This window comes from Anaerovorax odorimutans (assembly GCF_024459955.1).
Taxonomy (GTDB): Bacteria; Bacillota; Clostridia; order Peptostreptococcales; family Anaerovoracaceae; genus Hominibacterium; species Hominibacterium odorimutans_A.
The window spans coordinates 13,793-33,218 of sequence record NZ_JANFXK010000018.1 but is presented as its reverse complement, the minus strand read 5'-3'; the positions used below and the strand labels follow the sequence as shown (position 1 = coordinate 33,218).

General features: G+C 48.3%; 15 protein-coding genes. 13 read left to right on the top strand and 2 right to left on the bottom strand.

What is annotated here, in order from left to right:
• Window positions 1–19 precede the first annotated feature (19 nt).
• The 9 genes from speB to NE619_RS14330 all read left to right on the top strand — a co-directional run bounded on the left by speB (window position 20) and on the right by NE619_RS14330 (window position 13,251).
• Window positions 20–940, top strand: coding sequence for an agmatinase (gene speB / locus NE619_RS14370; protein WP_256133140.1), 921 nt, complete (start codon window positions 20–22; stop codon window positions 938–940).
• Window positions 941–1,100: 160 nt separating this feature from the next.
• Window positions 1,101–1,556, top strand: coding sequence for a hypothetical protein (locus NE619_RS14365; RefSeq protein WP_256133139.1), 456 nt, complete (start codon window positions 1,101–1,103; stop codon window positions 1,554–1,556).
• A gap of 204 nt (window positions 1,557–1,760) precedes the next feature.
• Window positions 1,761–2,786: a carbon-nitrogen hydrolase family protein gene (locus tag NE619_RS14360; protein WP_256133138.1), complete on the top strand. Its 1,026-nt coding sequence runs from the start codon at window positions 1,761–1,763 to the stop codon at window positions 2,784–2,786.
• 280 nt (window positions 2,787–3,066) lie between these two features.
• Window positions 3,067–4,476: an MFS transporter gene (locus NE619_RS14355; RefSeq protein WP_256133137.1), complete on the top strand. Its 1,410-nt coding sequence runs from the start codon at window positions 3,067–3,069 to the stop codon at window positions 4,474–4,476.
• Window positions 4,477–4,518: 42 nt separating this feature from the next.
• The gene (locus NE619_RS14350) at window positions 4,519–6,147 is read left to right on the top strand and encodes an amidohydrolase (protein ID WP_256133136.1); all 1,629 of its coding nucleotides are present in this window, start codon (window positions 4,519–4,521) and stop codon (window positions 6,145–6,147) included.
• Between the two features lie 648 nt (window positions 6,148–6,795).
• Entirely contained in the window at window positions 6,796–8,376 is a 1,581-nt protein-coding gene (locus NE619_RS14345) for a Na+/H+ antiporter NhaC family protein (protein WP_256133135.1), read from the top strand.
• Window positions 8,377–8,535: 159 nt separating this feature from the next.
• Window positions 8,536–8,997, top strand: coding sequence for a GNAT family N-acetyltransferase (locus tag NE619_RS14340; RefSeq protein WP_256133134.1), 462 nt, complete (start codon window positions 8,536–8,538; stop codon window positions 8,995–8,997).
• Between the two features lie 10 nt (window positions 8,998–9,007).
• Complete coding sequence (locus NE619_RS14335) at window positions 9,008–11,107, top strand: S8 family serine peptidase (protein WP_256133133.1); 2,100 nt, start codon at window positions 9,008–9,010, stop codon at window positions 11,105–11,107.
• A gap of 23 nt (window positions 11,108–11,130) precedes the next feature.
• On the top strand, window positions 11,131–13,251 hold the full coding sequence (locus NE619_RS14330; protein WP_256133132.1) for a S8 family serine peptidase: 2,121 nt from the start codon (window positions 11,131–11,133) through the stop codon (window positions 13,249–13,251).
• 25 nt (window positions 13,252–13,276) lie between these two features.
• Here NE619_RS14330 and NE619_RS14325 read toward each other — a convergent pair whose 3' ends face one another.
• Window positions 13,277–13,858, bottom strand: a complete 582-nt coding sequence (locus NE619_RS14325; RefSeq protein WP_256133131.1) for a Maf family protein — start codon at window positions 13,856–13,858, stop codon at window positions 13,277–13,279.
• A gap of 96 nt (window positions 13,859–13,954) precedes the next feature.
• On the opposite strand from NE619_RS14325, the gene spoVAC reads away from it, so the two are divergent.
• The 3 genes from spoVAC to spoVAE are packed head-to-tail and all read left to right on the top strand — an operon-like array spanning window position 13,955 to window position 15,878.
• On the top strand, window positions 13,955–14,431 hold the full coding sequence (gene spoVAC, locus NE619_RS14320; protein ID WP_256133130.1) for a stage V sporulation protein AC: 477 nt from the start codon (window positions 13,955–13,957) through the stop codon (window positions 14,429–14,431).
• A gap of 9 nt (window positions 14,432–14,440) precedes the next feature.
• Entirely contained in the window at window positions 14,441–15,523 is a 1,083-nt protein-coding gene (spoVAD, locus tag NE619_RS14315) for a stage V sporulation protein AD (RefSeq protein ID WP_256133128.1), read from the top strand.
• Between the two features lies 1 nt (window position 15,524).
• A complete protein-coding gene (spoVAE, locus tag NE619_RS14310; RefSeq protein WP_256133127.1) occupies window positions 15,525–15,878 on the top strand; it encodes a stage V sporulation protein AE in 354 nt (117 codons plus the stop codon).
• 399 nt (window positions 15,879–16,277) lie between these two features.
• Here the strand turns inward: spoVAE and NE619_RS14305 are convergent, their stop codons facing one another.
• Window positions 16,278–18,992 (bottom strand): transglycosylase domain-containing protein, encoded by a 2,715-nt coding sequence (locus NE619_RS14305; protein WP_256133126.1) that lies wholly within the window; start codon window positions 18,990–18,992, stop codon window positions 16,278–16,280.
• Here NE619_RS14305 and NE619_RS14300 point away from each other — a divergent pair.
• The gene (locus NE619_RS14300; RefSeq protein WP_256133125.1) at window positions 18,961–19,380 is read left to right on the top strand and encodes a hypothetical protein; all 420 of its coding nucleotides are present in this window, start codon (window positions 18,961–18,963) and stop codon (window positions 19,378–19,380) included. The genes NE619_RS14305 and NE619_RS14300 overlap by 32 nt on opposite strands.
• Window positions 19,381–19,426 lie beyond the last annotated feature (46 nt).

Here is a 19,426-nt window from a genome sequence, read left to right as displayed (position 1 = left end):
TAAGAGAGGAGATTTTAAAATGAAATACGAAGTACAGGAACATTTACATTATGCAGGAATCCCCAGCTGGAATCATGCCCCAATTTCACAGGACGTTGAAGGAGCGGATATCGTTGTTATGGGCGTGCCTTTTGACAGCGGCGTTACCTTCAGACCGGGCGCCCGTTTCGCACCGAGAACTGTAAGAGAGCAGAGCCTGATCGCTTGCTGCTTTAAATACCCGTGGGATTACAAACTGTCCGAAGTGGCAAAGGTTGTGGACTACGGTGATGTAGGCTACTGGGTAGGAGCCAAGGCAACGGAGTTTATGGTAGCGGATACCTACAAGCACGCAAAGAAGATTCTGGACGCGGGATGCAGACTGATGACCATCGGCGGCGACCACACCATTCCTTACGGACCGGTACGGGCTGCCAGCGAGAAATACGGAAAACTGGCTCTGATCCATTTCGACTCCCACCAGGACAGCACCAGAAGCGAAGAAAATGAAAACGGAACGAGAAATCTGTCCCACGCTAACTTTGCTTATGACTTACAGGAAGAAGGATGCATTGATCCGGCTCACTCCGCTCAGGTTTATATCCGTACGGAAATGACAGAATGCGGCTACAACGTAATCCACTCCATGGATGCTATCGACATGGGACCGAAAGCTCTGGCAGAAAAACTCAAAGAGATCGTAGGAGATATGCCGGTATATCTGACCTTCGACATCGACGCGCTGGATCCGGCAGCGGCTCCGGGAACAGGAACGCCTGTTATCGGCGGACCGACATCGGATCAGGTGAGAAAAGTGCTGCAGGGCCTGAAAGGAATCAACATCGTAGCGGCGGATATGGTAGAAGTGCTTCCGGACAAAGATCCGAGTAACATTACCTCCATCGCAGGCGCGGCTATCACCCAGGATATCATGTACCTGATGTATGAAAGCAAGAAATAGACCGTCTGAATTTAAACGGATGTTTTATAGATGACATAAAAAAGCCTTGGAGACTTATGCCCTCTGAGGCTTTTCCTCTCTTTATTTATGGTATAATACCGTATAATGTTTTCGCAATTGTTTGGCCTGCTGCGAAGGCCGGCCCCAAGGAGGTAGTGATATGAAGAAACTTGCGCTTATTTCCCATTGTGTGCTCAACAGCCTTTGTGAGATGCCGGAGGCGTCCGACGCGTTCCGAAAACAAATTCTCAATCTGCTGACAGATAAAAAGATCAGTATGGTCCAGCTTCCGTGCCCGGAGCTGTGTTTTCAGTCTCTGGAGAGGGAATCCATTGTGGCGGGGGATTCCAAGTCCCGGGAATACGAAGAATACTGCCGCAAGCTCCTTGAGCCTGTATTGAAGAACCTGAAAGAGTACAAGGCGCATGATATTGAAGTGGCGGGAATTATCGGAATTGGCACCAGCCCCTCGTGCAGCGTCATGGACAGCAGTGCGATTATGATGAAGGTTCTGCTGGAAGAAATGAAGGCAAACGACATTCCCCACGGAAAGCTGCTGGATATGCCGGTATCCGGGGATGGAAAAGACTTTTTTGACCAATTGGAAACATGGTGAGGTCTATTGGCCTCTTCTGCTTGCGGCAGGCGAAAATAAACGCCTGCCGCTTTTAAATTTGCATAAATTTTCCGCATCTGTATTTCCGGTTGGCATGCAATTTGCATTTAATTATGTGCGTATCAACAGGTAGAAGATCCGCAAGCTGCTTGCAGGTCAGCGCCGGGGTTTTGGACAGCCCCATATCGGAAACAGGAGGAGAACATGAGCGGAAAGATTTTTAACGGCAGAAAGAGTGTAAAGGCGGCTATCGCCCAGATATCGCCTGTCTTTATGGACAAAGACAAAACCATTGAAAAGGCGATCGAATATATTGGAATGGCAGGGGGGCAAAAGGCGGATATCATTGTATTTCCGGAGTCCTTTATTCCTGCGTTCCCCTATTGGCAGGAAGGCCCCAACGACCGCATGGAGGACTTTGCGGAGGTGAATCTGGCTTTCCAGAACAATGCGGTACTGGCAGGGTCGGATGACACGAGCCGGCTGGAAGAGGCGGCCCGGAAGGCGGACGTCAATATCGTCATGGGTTGTACGGAGATGGATGAGCGGCCGGGATCGAGGACACTGTACAATTCGATGCTCTATTTCAGCAGAACCGGGGAACTGATCGGAAAGCACAGAAAAGTGGTACCCACCAATACGGAACGGTGTTTCCACGGAATGGGGCAGGGCGGAGAGAATTTAAAGGTTAAGGCCATGGACATAGGCAGAGTAGGGGGCCTGGTCTGCTGGGAAAACCACATGATTATGATGAGAGCGCTGCTGGCCTGCCAGGGAGAAGAGATCCATGTGGCCTGCTGGCCGGGAACCTTTTCCGGTATGCCGGATGAAACGATGACGGTAGTGGATTCGGAACGAAAAAATCCTAAGAGCTACAATACCAGCGATATTGAACCGGCAATCCGCTGTCATGCCTTTGAGAGCCAGGGATTCGTCCTCAGCGCCTGTGCCTATATGCCGGAAAGCGAGGTCCCCGACGATTTCCCCTATAAGGGCCGTACCAATTGGGACTGGGCATACGGAGGCAGTTCCATTGTGGATCCTTTCGGCTGCTATATCGTAGAACCGGTATATGATCGGGAGGAGCTGATCGCAGCGGAACTGGATTCCGATCTGATCCGCCTTGCCAAACATTCCTTCGATGTACTGGGCCATTATTCGCGGCCGGATCTGGTAAGGCTGGTGTATAAGGATACAGAAGATGCGTATTTGGTGAAAATGAGCGAATAAAAATGCATCCTTAAATTTACATTTAACGGAATGATTAACAAATAGTATTCCTGTACAAATACCCTATTTGTGTAAGAATATTTTGAAAATACCCGCAAATCCTTTAAACAAAAGGATTTAAAAAAATTTAAAGGGCCGGACCTATTCTCCAATGAATAGGTCCGGCCCCTTTTGCGTCCATGGATGTTGAAAAACAGCGGTTTTCAATTGGTACAATCCTTGCGTATTTCTTAGAGTACAGAACTTATTTTTTATAGTTTGCGGAAAGGAGGACGTAATCGTGAACAACAAGCTATCTTTGGGAGCTAAGACCGGATATGGAATGGGCATGATCGGCGAATGTCTCGCCATGAATACGTTTTATATCTATTTTCTTTTCTTCCTCACAAACGCAGTAGGCATCAACGCCGGCATTGCCGGAACAGTAGCTATGATCGCAACCTTTTGGGGAGCGTTCACAGATTTAATCGCAGGGAGCAAAACGGACAACAGCACCAATCCAAAGGGGAGAAGAAGACCATTTATTTTTAAAGCGGCAATCCCCCTGGGAATCGTAACCTTTCTGATGTACACGGATTGGTCGGTTATTCCTGACGGCGCGAAACCGGTTTATTTCACCATTGCAGCGATGATTTTCTGGCTGGCATTATCCTTTACCGATATTCCTTATATTTCATTTGGATCTGAAATTACAGACGATTATGAAGAAAGAACATCCATCCGGGGCATTTCCAACATTATCAATTACGCGGGAATGATTTTAGCAAGCTCGGGAACGCTGACTATTGTGGCAATGCTTTCAAAGGACGGAGGCGTGGGCGATACCGCGGCATGGTCCAAATTAGGTCTCATTTTTGCCATCCTTACGCTGGCGTCCTACTGGATCGTTGTAGGAACTTCCAAAGGCAGAGAAAAGCCGTACCAACGGCCGGAGCAGGAAGCGGACGTAAAGCAGCCGGGATATTTTAAAACCTGTCTGGAAGTCATTAAAATTAAACCCTACAGACACATACTGATCTATACGATCTGCGCCTATGGCGGGGTTCTGCTCTTCACCAGCATGTATATTTATTATCTGTCCTACAATGTGGGAATGACAGAAGCGCAGTCGGCTACCGTCATGTTTGTTTACTGCTTTATGGTTATAGCGGTTTCGGCGGTATACGGCAAAATCAAAATGGAAAAGAAGAATGTGGTAATCGGAGGAACCATGATATGCGGCATCGCATTGTGCGTATTTAAATTCCTTCCGGTGGGCACAGTCGGCGCGTATGTGATGTTCTTCCTGTTCGCCCTGGCAATTTCGGCATATTTTGTACAGGTGTATTCCATGGTATACGATGTGTGCGATATCGACGAATTCAAATCCGGCGGCGGAAGGGACGGCGTCATCGTTTCCCTGTTCTACTTCATCGGAAAATTCATCGGCGGCATTGCCATGGCAGCGGTAGGCTGGATTCTCGAGTTCAGCAAATATGACGCCGCCAGCCTGGAACAGACGCCTCAGACGCTGTCGGGAATCGCCTCGGGAGCATTGCTGCTGCCGGGAATTCTGATGATTATCGGCGCCCTGGTAATGGTGAAATACCCGGTGAACTCAAAGAACTTTAACGCTCTCAGAAGCGCCATTGACGCCAGAAACGGAGGAAAAGAATACTCCGAGGAAGGCTTTGAAGAATTGCTGAAATAAGGAATCAAAGAACAATTTGCTTAAAATAAAAGGAGGTACGATATGACTTATCCGTCAATGATAATAAAGGGCAATGCCATTTTTGACGGTACGGGCCGGGAACCATTTCCCGGCGCCGTTATCATCGAAGGCAATAAAATCAAATCCATTGTAGAAGGAGGGGATATTGAAGCTTACGCAGGCCCTGATACAAAAATTTTGGAATATAACGATAAACTGATCATGCCGGGCTTTAACGATTGTCACACCCACATGTCGTCAGGAGCCTTTCTGGAAGATGAGGACTTTTGCTTTAACGTTCTCGCGGCCAAAAGCAAGGAAGAAGCCATGGAGATGACAAAAGCGTTTGCCGATGCCCACCCGGATAATGAGTGGGTAGTGGGCTATATGATGAACAATCTGGCCTGGGAGGATCAAACCCTGCCGACCCGCTACGACATCGACGCGGTGATTTCCGACCGGCCGGTGGCGCTGCAGCTGGCGGATATGCATACGATCATTGCCAACACCTGCGCCATTGAAAAAATCGGCTATACCGATGATACGCCGGACCCGGATGACGGAATTTTGGAAAAGGACGAAAACGGCGTTTTAAACGGCAGGTTTTTCGACGGAGGCAGCTTTGTTTTTACAGAAGCCTTCTACAATGCCGACGATGAGATCTATATGAACGCTTATCGTAAATTCTTTCAGAAACTGAGCAGGCTGGGCATTACGGCAGCGAGTCTGCTGTCTCCCTTTGGAGTGCCCAAAGATCCCGTAAAGTTTTATGAGAAGATGGAAGAAGAGGGATCGCTCACCGCCCGCGTATGTCTGTATCCCAATCTTGCGGAGTATGAAAAGGAAAGCTACGATGCTCTCTATGAAAAGCACCACGACGGAAAGATCCGGCTCAGAGGCCTGAAACAGCTGATCGACGGCGTTACTTCCGTATATACGGCATACTTACTGGAGCCGTACTCCAATAACCCCGATACCTGCGGAACGACATCCATTGACCTTGATGTTTTCCATAAACAAATGATGAAAGCCATCGCGGATGGCAGAGCGGTCCGCATCCACACCATCGGAGATAAAGCGGCGCGGGTTGTCCTGGACTACTTTGAAGAGGCGAAAGAAAAGTATGGAGACCAGGGGCTGCGCCATGTGCAGGAGCATATTGAGAGCCTCCATCCGGACGACATCAAACGTTTTGGGGAGCTGGGAGTGGCCTGCGCTATGCAGCCGCTGCACATGCTCTTTGACCTGGAAGGGGATGACAAGGAAAGAGCCATTGGACATGAGCGGTGCAAACATGCCTGGCCGCTGCGTGAGCTGCTGGACGCCGGCACGGTTGTCGGCCTGAGCTCCGATTTCCCGGTGGTGGAAATTGAGCCGCTCCATGAGGTTTACGGAGCTGTGACCCGTCAGACCTTTTCCGGAAAGCCGGAGGGCGGATGGTTCCCTGAACAGAGAATCACCATGGCCGAGGCGCTGAAAGCCTATACCTGGGGCTCCGCCTACGTGGAAGGCTGCGAGGACGACTATGGAACGCTGGAGGAAGGAAAGCTGGCCGATCTGATCGTGCTGGACCGGGATCTGTTTACGGCGGATCCGCAGGAGATCATTGAGGCAGAGGTGGAGCTTACCGTATTTGACGGACAGATCGTGTTCGAGAAAACCGGAGCGTAGTGGCATAAAAGATGTTTTACGGTGTTGATCGGAGGACTGTGACCACGGCCGCGTCCGCATCGGGGCCCAACACTCGAATATCAATAGATACAAGAAAGTTGCGAGGTTTTGATACTTTCACAGTGATTTGGGGAAATGAAAAGGGCTGAATATCAATGAGGCGTGCTGCACTGCGCTATTTTGATAGTTTTACGAAAATTTCGCCCCGTTCCTTGCTGAAACTATCGTTTAACCTTTAAACAATCGTATATTTTGATATTCTCCCTCATTTTCCAATGGTGATCCCGGCGGAACTATCATTTTTTAAACTTTTTCAGGGAGTGTTTGATATTTATTTGAAATCGGGCCGGACAGCCGAGGTAGCTGTCCGGCCCGGACTACTCCCAAAATATACCTTTGATTCGCACCCACTCATATGGTAATCCGGCCAGCCTGGCAAAAAAACGGGTATAAAAAATTAGAATTATGAATATTCTAACTGGAAGTACCTACGGGAGTATTTGCCCGGGAGACAAATTTTCGGGAGAAACCGCAAAAAATAACGGAAATCCGACATATGATAGCAGAAACCTCTTTACAACTGCCCATGAATATTGATACAATATTAGTTGTGCGTAAATTAATTTATTTTTAGAGGAGGTTTTACTTATGGAATGGGAAGCAGTAAGTGTAGGAATTCTTTCTATACTGCCCCCGGTAGTGGCAATCGTACTTGCCCTGATCACAAAGGAAGTAGTATTCTCACTGGTACTGGGAATTCTCTCCGGAACTGTGATCTATTCGTTTGCCCACGGAGATGGAGTGGTTGGCATCTTTGATACCACGTCTACCTTGATGGCGGACAAGCTGGCCGGAAACACCAGTATGATTTTGTTTTTATGTTTCCTGGGAATCTTAGTTGCGATTATTAACAAAGCGGGAGGCTCCAAGGCTTACGGCGATTGGGCCGTTGAAAGGCTGAAAAGCAGACGCAGCGCATCGGTGGCAACAGGCGGTCTGGGTATCCTGATTTTTATTGACGACTACTTCAATTGCCTCACCGTAGGTACAGTAATGCGCCCGGTTACAGACAGATTCAATATTTCCAGAGAAAAGCTGGCATACCTGATCGATGCTACGGCAGCGCCGATCTGTATCATTGCGCCGATCTCGTCCTGGGCGGCATCGGTTATGTCCTATTATCCGGAATCAGCCGATATGAGCGGCATGACTGCCTTTATCCGTTCAATTCCGATGAATCTGTACGCGATCTTAACGATTATCATGGTTTTCTACATAGCGATAAAGAAGAACGCGGATTATGGTCCAATGCTGAAAGCGGAACTTCTTGCGGAACAAGGCATTCAGGCCGGAAAAGAAGAAATCGAAGATCTAGAAGAAGAGCTCGTAAGGCAGAAGACCAACAACAAAGGAAGAATATATGATCTGGTCATTCCCATCTGTGTGCTGATCGTTCTTTGTATCCTGTCTATGCTCCACGTAGGTGGATATTGGACTGAAGAAGGGTCAACTCTGTTCGATGCTTTTGGTAATACGGATGCGGGACCGGCTCTGTCCCTGGGAGCCTTTGGCGCTCTGATCTTTAGCTTTATCTATTTTATGTGCAGAAGAGTGCTTTCTTTCAGAGACTTCTTCGAATGCATCGGACCTGGAGTGAAATCCATGGTACCGGCCTGCATCATCCTGACTCTGGCGTGGGCCATCAGCGGTGTATGCCGTGACCTGCTGGGAACAGGACCATATGTGGCACATCTCGTAGAAATTTCCGGAGTACCGGTTCAGATTTTGCCGGCCCTGATCTTTGTCGTAGCTTGCCTGCTGGCATTCTCAACAGGAACCGCATGGGGAACCTTCGGTATTCTGATCCCGATCATTATCGCGATCTGCGAAGCCGCAGCGCCTGAGCTTTTGATTACAACTCTGTCCGCCACACTGGCAGGTTCCGTATTCGGAGATCATACTTCACCGATTTCCGACACTACGATTCTGGCCTCAACCGGTGCTCAGTGCAATCACTTGAAGCACGTCGGCACACAGGTACCTTACGCGGTGACCGTAGCCGGATGCTGTTTGATCGGTTACATTGTCGCAGGACTCACCGGAGGTCTGGGATTTGGAATCAGCACGGTCATCACACTGGGCGTATCCATCGTACTGCTGTTGGTAGTTCTTAATATCCTGCCGAAAATTTTCGGAAAGAACAGATATCAGGTGAACGAAGCCAATTAACTTATTTAAGAAAGAAAACAAAGAGCGTTTTATTCGGAGCTTCCGGGTAAAGCGCTTTTTTTCTAATATAGAAAATATTGTGAGAATAATGGAATAAGATATGGTAAAATAGAAAAACAGAGACAAGAGTATAACCGAATCAAAGAAAGGTGGACGAAAATGAGCACCTATAAACCGATGGAAACAGACGATTACCGAGGACTTGCCCGCATGTTTTACGAAAACGGGCTGGAAGTAAAGCCGGACGGGCCACAGCCGGAAGGTCTGATTGCCTGTTGGGAAGTCCTCGACAGCCGTGGAGAACGTATCGCGGGCATTGAACTGGAAACCCGTGCCGGTGAATATGTGGTCGGAGGCATTACGGTGCTGGAGCCGTATCGCAAGTCGGGAATCGGAGAAATTATGCTGCGCACGGTAACGGACAGGGTGAAAGAAATGGGCGGCCAAAGGGCGATGCTGGTGGCAAAAGTTCCGGAGTTCTTTGAAAAATCCGGTTTCCGCCGTATCGCAAGAGAGGATTCACCGGAAATCTCCAAGTGTTTTACCTGCGACCAGTTTGAGACCAGCTGTTTTCCGGCGGTTATGGAAAAACCATTGAACGAGGGTGGTACGAAAGTTTAAAGGTATCCGAATGAAAGAGATGCAAAAGAACATGAAGCGCAGAGCGTTATCATTGATAACGGCTATCTGCCTGCTGGTTTCTGTGAGTTTTGCCGGCCTTGAGGGTACCGCGGCGTACGCGGCGGAAAAACAGAGCGAAGCCATCAGCGGCGACTATGCGGAAGATCAAGTCATTGTCGTCTTTGAAGAGGATGTCAGCAAAAAGGAGGCGGCCAAGATCGTCGATAAGAAGGACGGCGAAGAACTGACCGTGCTGAATACTACGCAGGATGAGGTTACTGCTGTCGTAGAGCTGCCTGAAAAGCAGGCGGTAAAGGACGCAATAGAGATTTATGAACGGGATCCGGGCGTTGCCTATGCGCAGCCCAATTATCGGTATGAGCTGATGAATAGCGGCGCTGCTGCCGGAGCGGAGCAGTCCTATGGAAAGGCTACAGCTATCAACGACGCATTAAGGTCCAGCCTTTGGCATCTGGATACGATTCAGGCGCAAGATGCCTGGAATCTGGCAGGAAAGGCCCCACATAATGCGGCAAGAGTCGCAGTGCTGGATACGGGAGTCGATCTAAGCCATCCGGATTTGCAGCAGAATTTGCGTGCATCCCTGTGCAAAGATACTTCCTATGGAAACCAAAGGGACTTGATCGGAGATGATGACGGACATGGAACGCATGTTGCGGGAATCATAGCCGCTACTGCCAATAACGGTCTTGGGGTAGCAGGTGTAGCCAGCGGGACGGATAACCAGAATGTAGAGCTGATCGCTGTGGACATATACCGCTACGATTGTCCCGAAGGCAAGGTTGAAAAAGCAGGTAATTATGCCTTTTCGGATGGGATTCTTGCAGGCATTGATTACGCAGTTGGGCTCAAAGCGGATGTTATTAATATGAGCATGGCACTGAACCAGAATGATGCTGCTGTTCATCAGCATATTAAAAATGCGGCAAACCAAAATATTACCATTGTTTGTTCGGCGGGAAACACCAGCTCTGATGAGGAGCAATATCCATCCGATTATGAGCAATGTATCAGTGTGATTGCTACGGACCGCAATAACAAAAGAACGAATTTTTCCAACTACGGCCCTAAAAAGGATCTTTCGGCCCCGGGACAAGGCATTGTCAGTACCTGTCCGACAGCGCTTAATTCCACGGGGTATATCGCTTTCTCAGGGACTTCCATGGCAGCGCCGATGGTGTCAGGGGCAGCAGCTTTATTGTATTCGGTAAGACCGAATCTGTCTCCGGACAGGGTAAAAGAACTCTTATACACGACAGCCACCGATATATACGCAAAAGGACGGGATAATGATTCCGGATATGGGATTGTAAATGCGTATCGGGCCATAGCAAAACTGCTGAGTGACAGCTATGCGGTGGAAGTGAAATTGAATAAAAGCAGGATAACTTTGAATCGGGGCCGCAGTGAAACGCTGTCAGCCACGGTGATACTGGGTACAAAAAACGTAGGAATCCTTTGGAATTCAGAGGATCCTTCCATAGCGCACGTAGATGCGTCAGGCAAAGTAACTGCCCGAAGAGGCGGCAGAGTCACGGTTACGGCAAAAGCGAACGATAATCTTGGAATATCCGCATCCTGTCAGGTAACGATACCCTATATTATTACGTATTACTTAAATGGGGGCATAAATAACGCTGCGAATCCATCCGGATATTATGGATCCGTTACTCCAAGAAATCCCACTCGAAAGGGATATGTTTTTGCCGGCTGGTATAACAGCAGCAGCTATAGGACAAAAGTCACATCTTTTTCCGGCGGGGACCAGACGCTTTACGCCAAATGGACAAAAGTTAAGACCGGGCGCACTTCCATAAAGAAGTTAAAACAGAAATCAAAAACAAAATTGAAGGTTACTTACAAAAAAATTAGCGGTGCGAAAGGATACCAGATCACCTATTCCACCAGTAAAAAGTTCAGCAAGAAAAAGACAAAATCCGTAACAGTAAAAGGAACGTCCAAGACGCTCAGTAAGCTGAAAAAAGGAAAAACTTATTATGTAAAAGCACGGGCCTATAAAACAGACTCCGTGGGTGCCAAGGTTTATGGCAAATACAGCAAGGTGAAAAAGATCAGGATGAAAAGATAACAGATCGGAGGAACGCATTTATAATGAAAATGAAAAAACTACACAATCGGACATTGAGCATATTGGTAATCCTGTGCTTGCTGGTTTCCGTCAGCTTTGCCGGCCTTGAGGGTACCGCAGTCTATGGGGCGGAAAAACAGAGCGAGGCCATCAGCGGCGACTATGCGGAAGATCAGCTCATTGTCGTCTTTGAGGATGATGTCAGCAAAAAAGAAGCGGCCAAGATCGTCGATAAGAAGGACGGCGAAGATCTGACCGTGCTGGAGACACCGCAGGATGAGGTCACTGCTGTCGTAGAGCTGCCCAAAGCGCAGTCCGTGGAGGAAGCGGTAACCGCATACGAGAAGGATTCCAATGTGGCCTATGCCCAGCCCAATTACCGGTACAGTTTGATTGATGAAGAAGAGCCTGCGACTAAAAGCGGGTCTGCCGCCCGGACAAAGGCGGCGACTGCTGATTTGAATGATCCAGGAGCCTCCAAGTTGTGGCATTTGGATAAGATCGGCGTCGAGGAAGCTTGGAATCTGCTTGATGGGGTCAACCATCAGAAGACTAGGGTAGCGGTGTTGGATACGGGTGTGGATACCAATCACCCTGATCTGCAAATGAATCTGAATAAGTCTTTGTGCAAGGATACTTCCTATGGATATGAGAGGGCGTTGAACGGTGATGACGATGGCCATGGGACCCATGTGGCGGGAATTATTGCGGCGACAGCAAGTAACGAAGTAGGAACAGCAGGTGTAGCCAGTGGTAAAAATGATAACTGTGTAGATTTGTTTGTTGTCGATGTGTTTCAGGGAGAAGATGCTTACAGCAGCGGAATCATCGCAGGGCTCCAATACGCATCAAGGAACCAGGCAAAAGTGGTCAATATGAGTTTAGGATATGCTAATGGAGGTGCGCTGAACTGGGAAGACAAATTGCTGGAAGATGCTGTGGATCATGTAGTCTCTCAGGGAACTACTGTAGTCTGCGCAGCCGGAAATGACAACAATCAGGTTCCCAATTACCCGGCTGACTTTGAATCCTGTATCAGCGTAATTTCGACTAATAAATCCAATTTAAAATCGAATTTTTCCAATTATGGTTCTAAAAAAGATATATCTGCGCCCGGAGGAGAGACAGTAGAGAGAGGTGGGAAAACCTATCTTAAAGAAGGAATTTACAGTACATATCCCAATAATAGCTATGAGGAGTTGCCAGGCACATCGATGGCATCACCTGTAGTAGCAGGAGTGACGGCTTTACTTTACTACGCCGAACCCCAGTTGGGGGCTGAGCAGGTAAAAAAGATTCTTTACACTACAGCAAACGATATCTATTCAACAGGTTATGATATCTATTCAGGTTATGGAATTGTAAATGCAGAAAATGCAGTACAAGCGCTATTAAAAAATGAGAACATTTTAAAGCTTTCTCTAAATATGAATAATGCAAGCGTTAAACAGGGAGCACATTTACAGCTAACCGCCTCGGTTTTGCTGGGAAATAAGACAAAGGCCCTTTCCTGGAGTTCTTCCAACCCTTCAGTGGCTGGTGTCTCTTCGACAGGGATGGTAACTGCTTATAAAGCAGGAAGAACAATGATCACTGTTACTGCAAATGATAGTTTGGGCGTTTCCGCCACCTGCCAGGTAACAGTCCCCTACACCATCAGCTACAACCTCAACGGAGGAAAAAACAGCGCAGCCAACCCATCCACCTATTACGGCAGCACCGTGAACCTGAAAAATCCCACACGAAAGGGCTACACCTTTGCCGGCTGGTATACCAGCAGCAGCTACAGAACAAAGGTTACGTCCATATCCTCTGGGAACTATACGCTCTACGCCAAGTGGAACAAGGTAAGCGTAAAAAAGGCTTCTATAAAGAGCCTGAAACGGGTGTCAAAGACAAAGCTGAAAGTCACGTACAAAAAGATCAGCGGGGCAAAGGGGTACCAGATTACCTATTCCACCAGCAAAAAGTTCAGTAAGAAAAAGACAAAATCCGTAACCACGTCTTCGACGAAAAAGACTTTGAAAAAGCTGAAAAAAGGCAAGACCTATTATGTGAAAGTCAGGGCCTATAAAAAGGATTCCACAGGTGCTAAGGTCTATGGAAAATACAGCAAAGTAAAGAAGATCAAGCTGAAAAAGTAAATCGAATTCGAGCAAAGAGCCGGCATTATAAAGATGCCAGCTCTTTTTCTATGCGGCTCCACGGAAACCCGATTACATTTTCATAGTCCCCTTCGATATGATCTACATACTTGCCGAAAGTGCCCTGGATGGCGTAGCCGCCGGCTTTATCGTAGGGCTCGTCTGTATTTACGTATGCTTCCAACGCTTCCCGGGAAAAATCTTTAAAGAAAACTTTTGTCACTTCGCAGAAGAGGCGCCTTACCGGCAGATCAGGCCTCAGAAGGCAAACGCCTGTTGCCACATAATGAGAACTTTTCCGCAGGGAAGAGAGTATCTCCGCGGCCTGCCGGGGATCAGAAGGTTTGCCGATCATGTGATCCGTATACACAACAGTATCCGCGGCGATCAGGATGGGTGAATTGCTTTTGTTTTCCTGACTGAGGTGTGCTTCCACCCACAATGCTTTTTTGCAGGCCAGATACATGACAGCGGCCTCCATGCCCATGGGAAAGGGCAGGGTTTCATCCACCTGAGCCGGGAAAACAAGGGGATCATAGCCTTTCTGTTTCATCATTTCAATTCGTCTGGGGGAGCCGGATGCCAAAATTAAATTGTTCAGTTTCATAAGAAAATCCTTTCTGCGTTTTTATTCGCTAAATATAATATGACATATTTTTTTGGATTTGGGAATAATAAAAACGAAATCTGAAAGGAGGACTTTATGGCGGACAAAGAGAAACAAGAAAAAAAGCAGAAAAAGCAGGTGGCAAAAGCATACGAACAGTATGCCAGTCAGTTTACACCTAAGCCCAACTATTTCCTCAATTGCCTGAAGGCCTTTATTGTGGGAGGGCTCATCTGCGTATGCGCGCTTTTGCTGGAAAAGGCCCTGGTGGGTTATGGACTGGATCAAAAAAACGCCGGAATTTATGTGACTATTATTTTAGTCATGATCGCACAATTGCTGACCGGTCTGGGACTTTTCGATACGATCGGAAAATTCGCCGGGGCAGGTGTGATCGTTCCTATTACAGGGTTTGCCAACTCTATGGTGGCGCCTGCCATTGAATATAAACAGGAAGGAATTGTCCTCGGTGTGGGAGCCAAGCTGTTCAGTCTGGCCGGACCGGTACTGGTATGCGGGATCTCCGTCGCTACCGTCATCGGCGTCATTTACTGGATCGTAGGGCAGTTTTAGGAGAAGGACATGATAAAAAATAAAATGGGAAATCAGACTTTGACTTTTTCCAGAAAACCGGTCATCCTCAGCGCAGCCTCGGTCGTAGGCAAAAAAGAGGGGGAAGGTCCCCTTTCTCAGTGGTTCGACACGACACTGGAGGATGATACGTTCGGTGAAAAGACCTGGGAAAAGTCCGAAAGCAAAATGCTGAAAACAGCAATGACGGAGGCCCTCCGAAAATCGGGCAGGTCAAAAGAAGATATCGGAGCGATGCTCAGCGGAGATCTGCTCAATCAGCTGATGTCTTCTTCCTTTATGGCCAGAGACATGCATATTCCGTTTCTGGGTATGTACGGTGCCTGTTCAACGATGACCGAGTCGCTCATGCTGGGGGCCGTTCTCACCGACGGACAGTACAGCGATAATGTTATCATAGGCGCTTCCAGTCACTATTGCACGGCAGAGCGGCAATTCCGCATGCCGCTGGAGCATGGAAATCAAAGACCTCCATGCGCTCAATGGACAGCGACGGCAGCCGGAGCCATGGTTTTATCTTCAAGCAAAGACAAAGACGCAAAGATGATTACGGATGAAGAAGGCAATACAAAAACGCCGTCGCCAGTATGCGTGGACTGCGGTACCATCGGTAAAGTGATCGACGCGGGAATCAAGGACGCCAACCAGATGGGGGCGGCAATGGCTCCTGCAGCTGTGGACACTTTGCTCAATCATTTCTCAGATACCGGAAGGGACATTGATTACTACGACTTGATTCTGACCGGAGATCTGGGGTATATCGGTAAAGATATTGCCAAGGACCTTCTGGTTGACGCCGGGCTTTCGCAGAAATCCGTAGACAGCAGATACGATGACTGCGGAGCCATGATCTTTATTAAGGAACAGGATGTGCACGGAGGCGGAAGCGGCTGCGGCTGTTCGGCCAGTGTGTTTTCCAGCTATGTGTACAAACGGATGCAAAAGGAAGAGCTGCGAAAAGTCCTGATCATCTCCACGGGCGCGCTGCTTTCCACAATCAGTCCGTTCCAGGGAGAATCCATCCCGGGAATCGCGCATGCCATCGCGCTTGAGACTGGACAGGAGGGACATTAATATGGAGTATGTATATACATTTTTAATAGGCGGCGCTATCTGCGTCATCGGCCAGATTCTGATGGATGTGACCAAGCTGACAGCGCCGCGGGTTTTAGTTCTGTTGGTGGTGTCCGGCGCGATCCTGCAGGGATTGCATCTGTACGAACCGCTGGTTCAGCTGGCTCAGACCGGAGCGAGAGTTCCGCTGCCCGGGTTCGGCTACGCACTGGCTAAAGGCGCTATGGAAGGTGCCAAAGAAAGTCTGCTGGGAGCTATTACCGGAGGGGTGAAAGCCGCATCGGGAGGTATCACAGTCGCAATTGCCTGGGGCTACCTGATCGCTCTGATTTTTAATCCCAAGTCGATCCGATAGGATAAAGGGAACAACTGCCTGCGCGTTTAAAGCGCAGGTATTTTTTAATTTATCGGTTTTGATGAAGGAAACGGAGCATATGAAAACCTTCTCAAAAGGCAAATTGCTATTTTTATCAACACGCAGAGAAAAAACAGATTCTTGTTGACCTTTTTTCAAGGATTTGGAACCATGCGGGTATAGAAATTGGATCAATAGGCAGTTTTGGATAGGAGCAGAGGCTGAAAGCCTTGGAAATACCTCAACAACAAGGCCGAAATGAACCCGTTGTTGAACAAATATGTATATTGCTAAAAAAGGCTTCAATTTTAGCGGAAAGTTACCATGGCCTCTTGCCGACAGAACATAAATAATAAGAAAAAGACCTCGCATTGTTCTGCGAAGTCTTTTTTAACTTTATTAATTTCCGTTGTTTTCCTGGTTGGTAGTTGGAGGCTGGGTTGGTGCCTTCGTTGGAGCTTGAGTTGGGGCCTTCGTTGGAGCCTGAGTTGGGGCCTGAGTCGGAGCCTGAGTCGTCGGCCTTACCACCCGTTTCGTTGTGCCTTTTTTCTTCTCAGAGGAGGAAGACTCTTTTTCCTCAGAGGAGGAAGAGCTTGGTTTTGAAACGCGGGAATAGGTTCCGTCGGTGTAATACTCTCCGTTTACCCGGCTTACATTATCCGGCCTTTCCGGATATTTACCGTAAGGCTCACCTGCGCATACCTGGCTCATGATGGTCCTCCACAGACGGGCCGCAGCTGCGGAACCTTCCGCCAGCTCAATGTTGACGTCGTTTCCGATCCATACGGCGGCAGTATATTGCGGCGTAAAGCCTACGAACCACGCGTCGAAGTTATCGGATGTCGTACCGGTCTTACCGGCTACCGGCTGACCTCCAAAGGAAGCTGTTTTACCGAGTCCGTTGGTAACAACGCTTCGCAGGATGTCAGTCATGATATAGGCAACGCCTTTATCCAGAACCTGCTCCGTTTTCGGAGTTTTATCAAAGAGAACTTCGTCGTTGCTGTTGGTGATCTTCGTATAAGCAACCGGTTCCGTATAGGTTCCCGCATTGGGGAAGATGCCATAGGCAGCGGCCATTTCAATGGGCTTGATACCCTTGGTCATACCTCCCAACGCCAGTGCGGCCGGGTTCATGTCATTGGTAGCTCCGTCTTCCACCAGCGTGGAAACGCCCATCTTTTTCAGCTGGGAAATCGGGAATTCCGGTCCCATCTGCTGATAAGTCTTAACCGCGCAGACGTTTACCGACTGCTCCACGGCGGTCCGCAGCGTCATGCGCCCGCGGTAACCGCTGTACCAGTTCTTCGGCCAGGTTCTGCCGTTGACTACCATCGGAGCATCGTTGATGACGCTGCCGGCGGTAATATACTTGCCCCAATTGCTGCCGTCGGAATTGGACAGACTCATGGTCTCGCCCTTTTCGGCAGCGTTGTAGGAGCTCTGCAGACCGGAGGAATAAACAGCAAGCGGTTTGATGGAGGAGCCCGGCTGACGAGGCTTCAGAGCTCTGTTAAAGAGCATCTTGCCGTCGGTGCCGCGGCCGCCGACCATTGCTTTTACTCCGCCGGACTTATAGTCCATGATAACCACCGCTGACTGCGGCTGTACGACCTTTTGCTTTAAGGTGTAATTCTTGGAGCTGACAATCAGCTTTCCGTCCTTCTCCTTGAAGAATTCCGGATAATCCTTGAAGAATTTGGCGGAGATGACGCAGTTGCCGCTGGCATCCTTGCTCTTATATCCCTGAGGAACAGAGACTGCACCACCCTCTTCAATGGTATAGTATTTGCCGTCTTTCTGCTGGTACATAGATTTGAAGGTCATGCTGACATCCTTCTTGCCGCCGGTTGTTATATCGTAGAACTTGAGGCGCTTATCCTTGTAAACGGTTATGCTGCCATCGCTGTTCTTCTTGTATTCGTTCTTTTTGAGGACGAACTGATCCTTGCTGTTGAAATAATCATCATAATCATAGAGGATGATCTTGCCGGTCTTGCTGTTGAGGATGTTTCCGTCGCTGTCCTTTCTTACATTGGTAACCCTTGGGAAATTGTAACCCTTTTCAAATTCCTTTTCAGCAATCCTCTGGGCGCTCTTGTTCATGGTGGTATAGATCTTCAGGCCTTTACGGTAGATGAACTCTCTGGCTTCGGACTTAGGCCATCCGTATTCTTCCATAACATCGGCCGTGATCTGGTCGATGGCGAAATCCGTAAAGTAAGAGGAGAATCCGCTGCCTTTGTCAGCAGTAACTTTCATGCTCTTCTTAAGGTTTTCTTTTGAGGCCTTGTCTGCCTCTTCCTGGCTTATGTAGCCTTGCTCCGCCATGTTTTTCAGGGTCAGCTGCCGTCTGTCGTTGGACAGATCGCCGTTATATGCGTACACGATGCTGTCTGATTCGGCCAGAATATCCTTCTTTGCCACTTCAACGGTTCCCACAGGATAGGATTTTACCAGAGCAAAAGCGTCCGGTGACTGCGGCAGGGATGCCAGTGCCACGCATTCCAGAAGATCCAGCTTTTTCACGCTCTTGCCGAAATAAGCCTGGGAAGCCGATTCCACACCGTAACTGTTGAATCCCAGATAAATGGTGTTGAGATAAGCTTCTACGATCTGCTCCTTGGACATGCTTTTTTCAATGAGGACCGTATAATATGCTTCCAGAACCTTTCGATTCAGAGATCGCTGGCTCTTGGTTTCACTGAGGTATACGTTACGGGCCAGCTGCTGGCTCAGTGTACTGGTGCCGCTGATCTGTCCCCCTCCGAAAACACTGTCTTTAATTGCCCCCATAATACGGACAAAGTTAAAACCATGATGTTTCCAGAAGGTCTTATCCTCAATGGCGACGATGGCATTGACCAGATTTTCCGGCATTTCATCATAAGCCACGTTGGCACGGTTACCCTCTTCGGAGAACACGCTCTCAATTTCCTTGCCCTCATCATCGTAGATGGTAGAGCGCTGATACAGACGTTCGTAGATATTGTCGGCATCAATGCTGTGGGTTCCCGCTGTCAGGATCAGTACACCGACATAGATTACTCCGATCAGAATCAAAGCAAGAATTGCCAGTCCGATGATGGTAAAGACTTTTTTCTTTTTACTCATCGGCTTTTTCTCTTTCTTTTTTTTGCTTTTCTTGCCTTTTTTTGATGATGTGTCGGAAGCGGGCTTTTCTTTGCTTCTTGCCGCCCGGGAGCTTTCCGCGGAACGCGCTGCGCGAGAGGGAGTCGAAGCCGGTTCGCTGTTTTCCGATCCCTTTGGTTCCGTTTTCTTGTCCGGTTGGGAATCAGCGGGTCCGTCTACCTTCTCAAACTCGGCGAAAAACTCGTTTATATCATCAGAACTTGAATTTTTGTTGAATTTATCTGCCAAAATCTTATCCTCCTGTAACCAATATATTCAGTCTGAATTATACCATAGAAGAAGGGAAAAGTTAAATGTTTTATCGGATTCTTTCGATTTCCGTAAGAGAAAATTAAGGTTATCGGGTTGAAAATTTCCATAAAATGGTATATTATAATTCTGTTGTAAGCAGCCCG

Coding starts and splice junctions, on each gene's coding strand:
- NE619_RS14340 (WP_256133134.1), top strand. CDS start 8,536: ATGAGCACCTATAAACCGATGGAAACAGACGATTACCGAGGACTTGCC.
- NE619_RS14305 (WP_256133126.1), bottom strand. CDS start 18,992: ATGAGTAAAAAGAAAAAAGTCTTTACCATCATCGGACTGGCAATTCTT.
- spoVAE (WP_256133127.1), top strand. CDS start 15,525: ATGGAGTATGTATATACATTTTTAATAGGCGGCGCTATCTGCGTCATC.
- NE619_RS14330 (WP_256133132.1), top strand. CDS start 11,131: ATGAAAATGAAAAAACTACACAATCGGACATTGAGCATATTGGTAATC.
- NE619_RS14360 (WP_256133138.1), top strand. CDS start 1,761: ATGAGCGGAAAGATTTTTAACGGCAGAAAGAGTGTAAAGGCGGCTATC.
- spoVAC (WP_256133130.1), top strand. CDS start 13,955: ATGGCGGACAAAGAGAAACAAGAAAAAAAGCAGAAAAAGCAGGTGGCA.
- NE619_RS14300 (WP_256133125.1), top strand. CDS start 18,961: ATGATGGTAAAGACTTTTTTCTTTTTACTCATCGGCTTTTTCTCTTTC.
- NE619_RS14345 (WP_256133135.1), top strand. CDS start 6,796: ATGGAATGGGAAGCAGTAAGTGTAGGAATTCTTTCTATACTGCCCCCG.
- NE619_RS14325 (WP_256133131.1), bottom strand. CDS start 13,858: ATGAAACTGAACAATTTAATTTTGGCATCCGGCTCCCCCAGACGAATT.
- NE619_RS14350 (WP_256133136.1), top strand. CDS start 4,519: ATGACTTATCCGTCAATGATAATAAAGGGCAATGCCATTTTTGACGGT.
- speB (WP_256133140.1), top strand. CDS start 20: ATGAAATACGAAGTACAGGAACATTTACATTATGCAGGAATCCCCAGC.
- NE619_RS14335 (WP_256133133.1), top strand. CDS start 9,008: ATGAAAGAGATGCAAAAGAACATGAAGCGCAGAGCGTTATCATTGATA.
- NE619_RS14365 (WP_256133139.1), top strand. CDS start 1,101: ATGAAGAAACTTGCGCTTATTTCCCATTGTGTGCTCAACAGCCTTTGT.
- spoVAD (WP_256133128.1), top strand. CDS start 14,441: ATGATAAAAAATAAAATGGGAAATCAGACTTTGACTTTTTCCAGAAAA.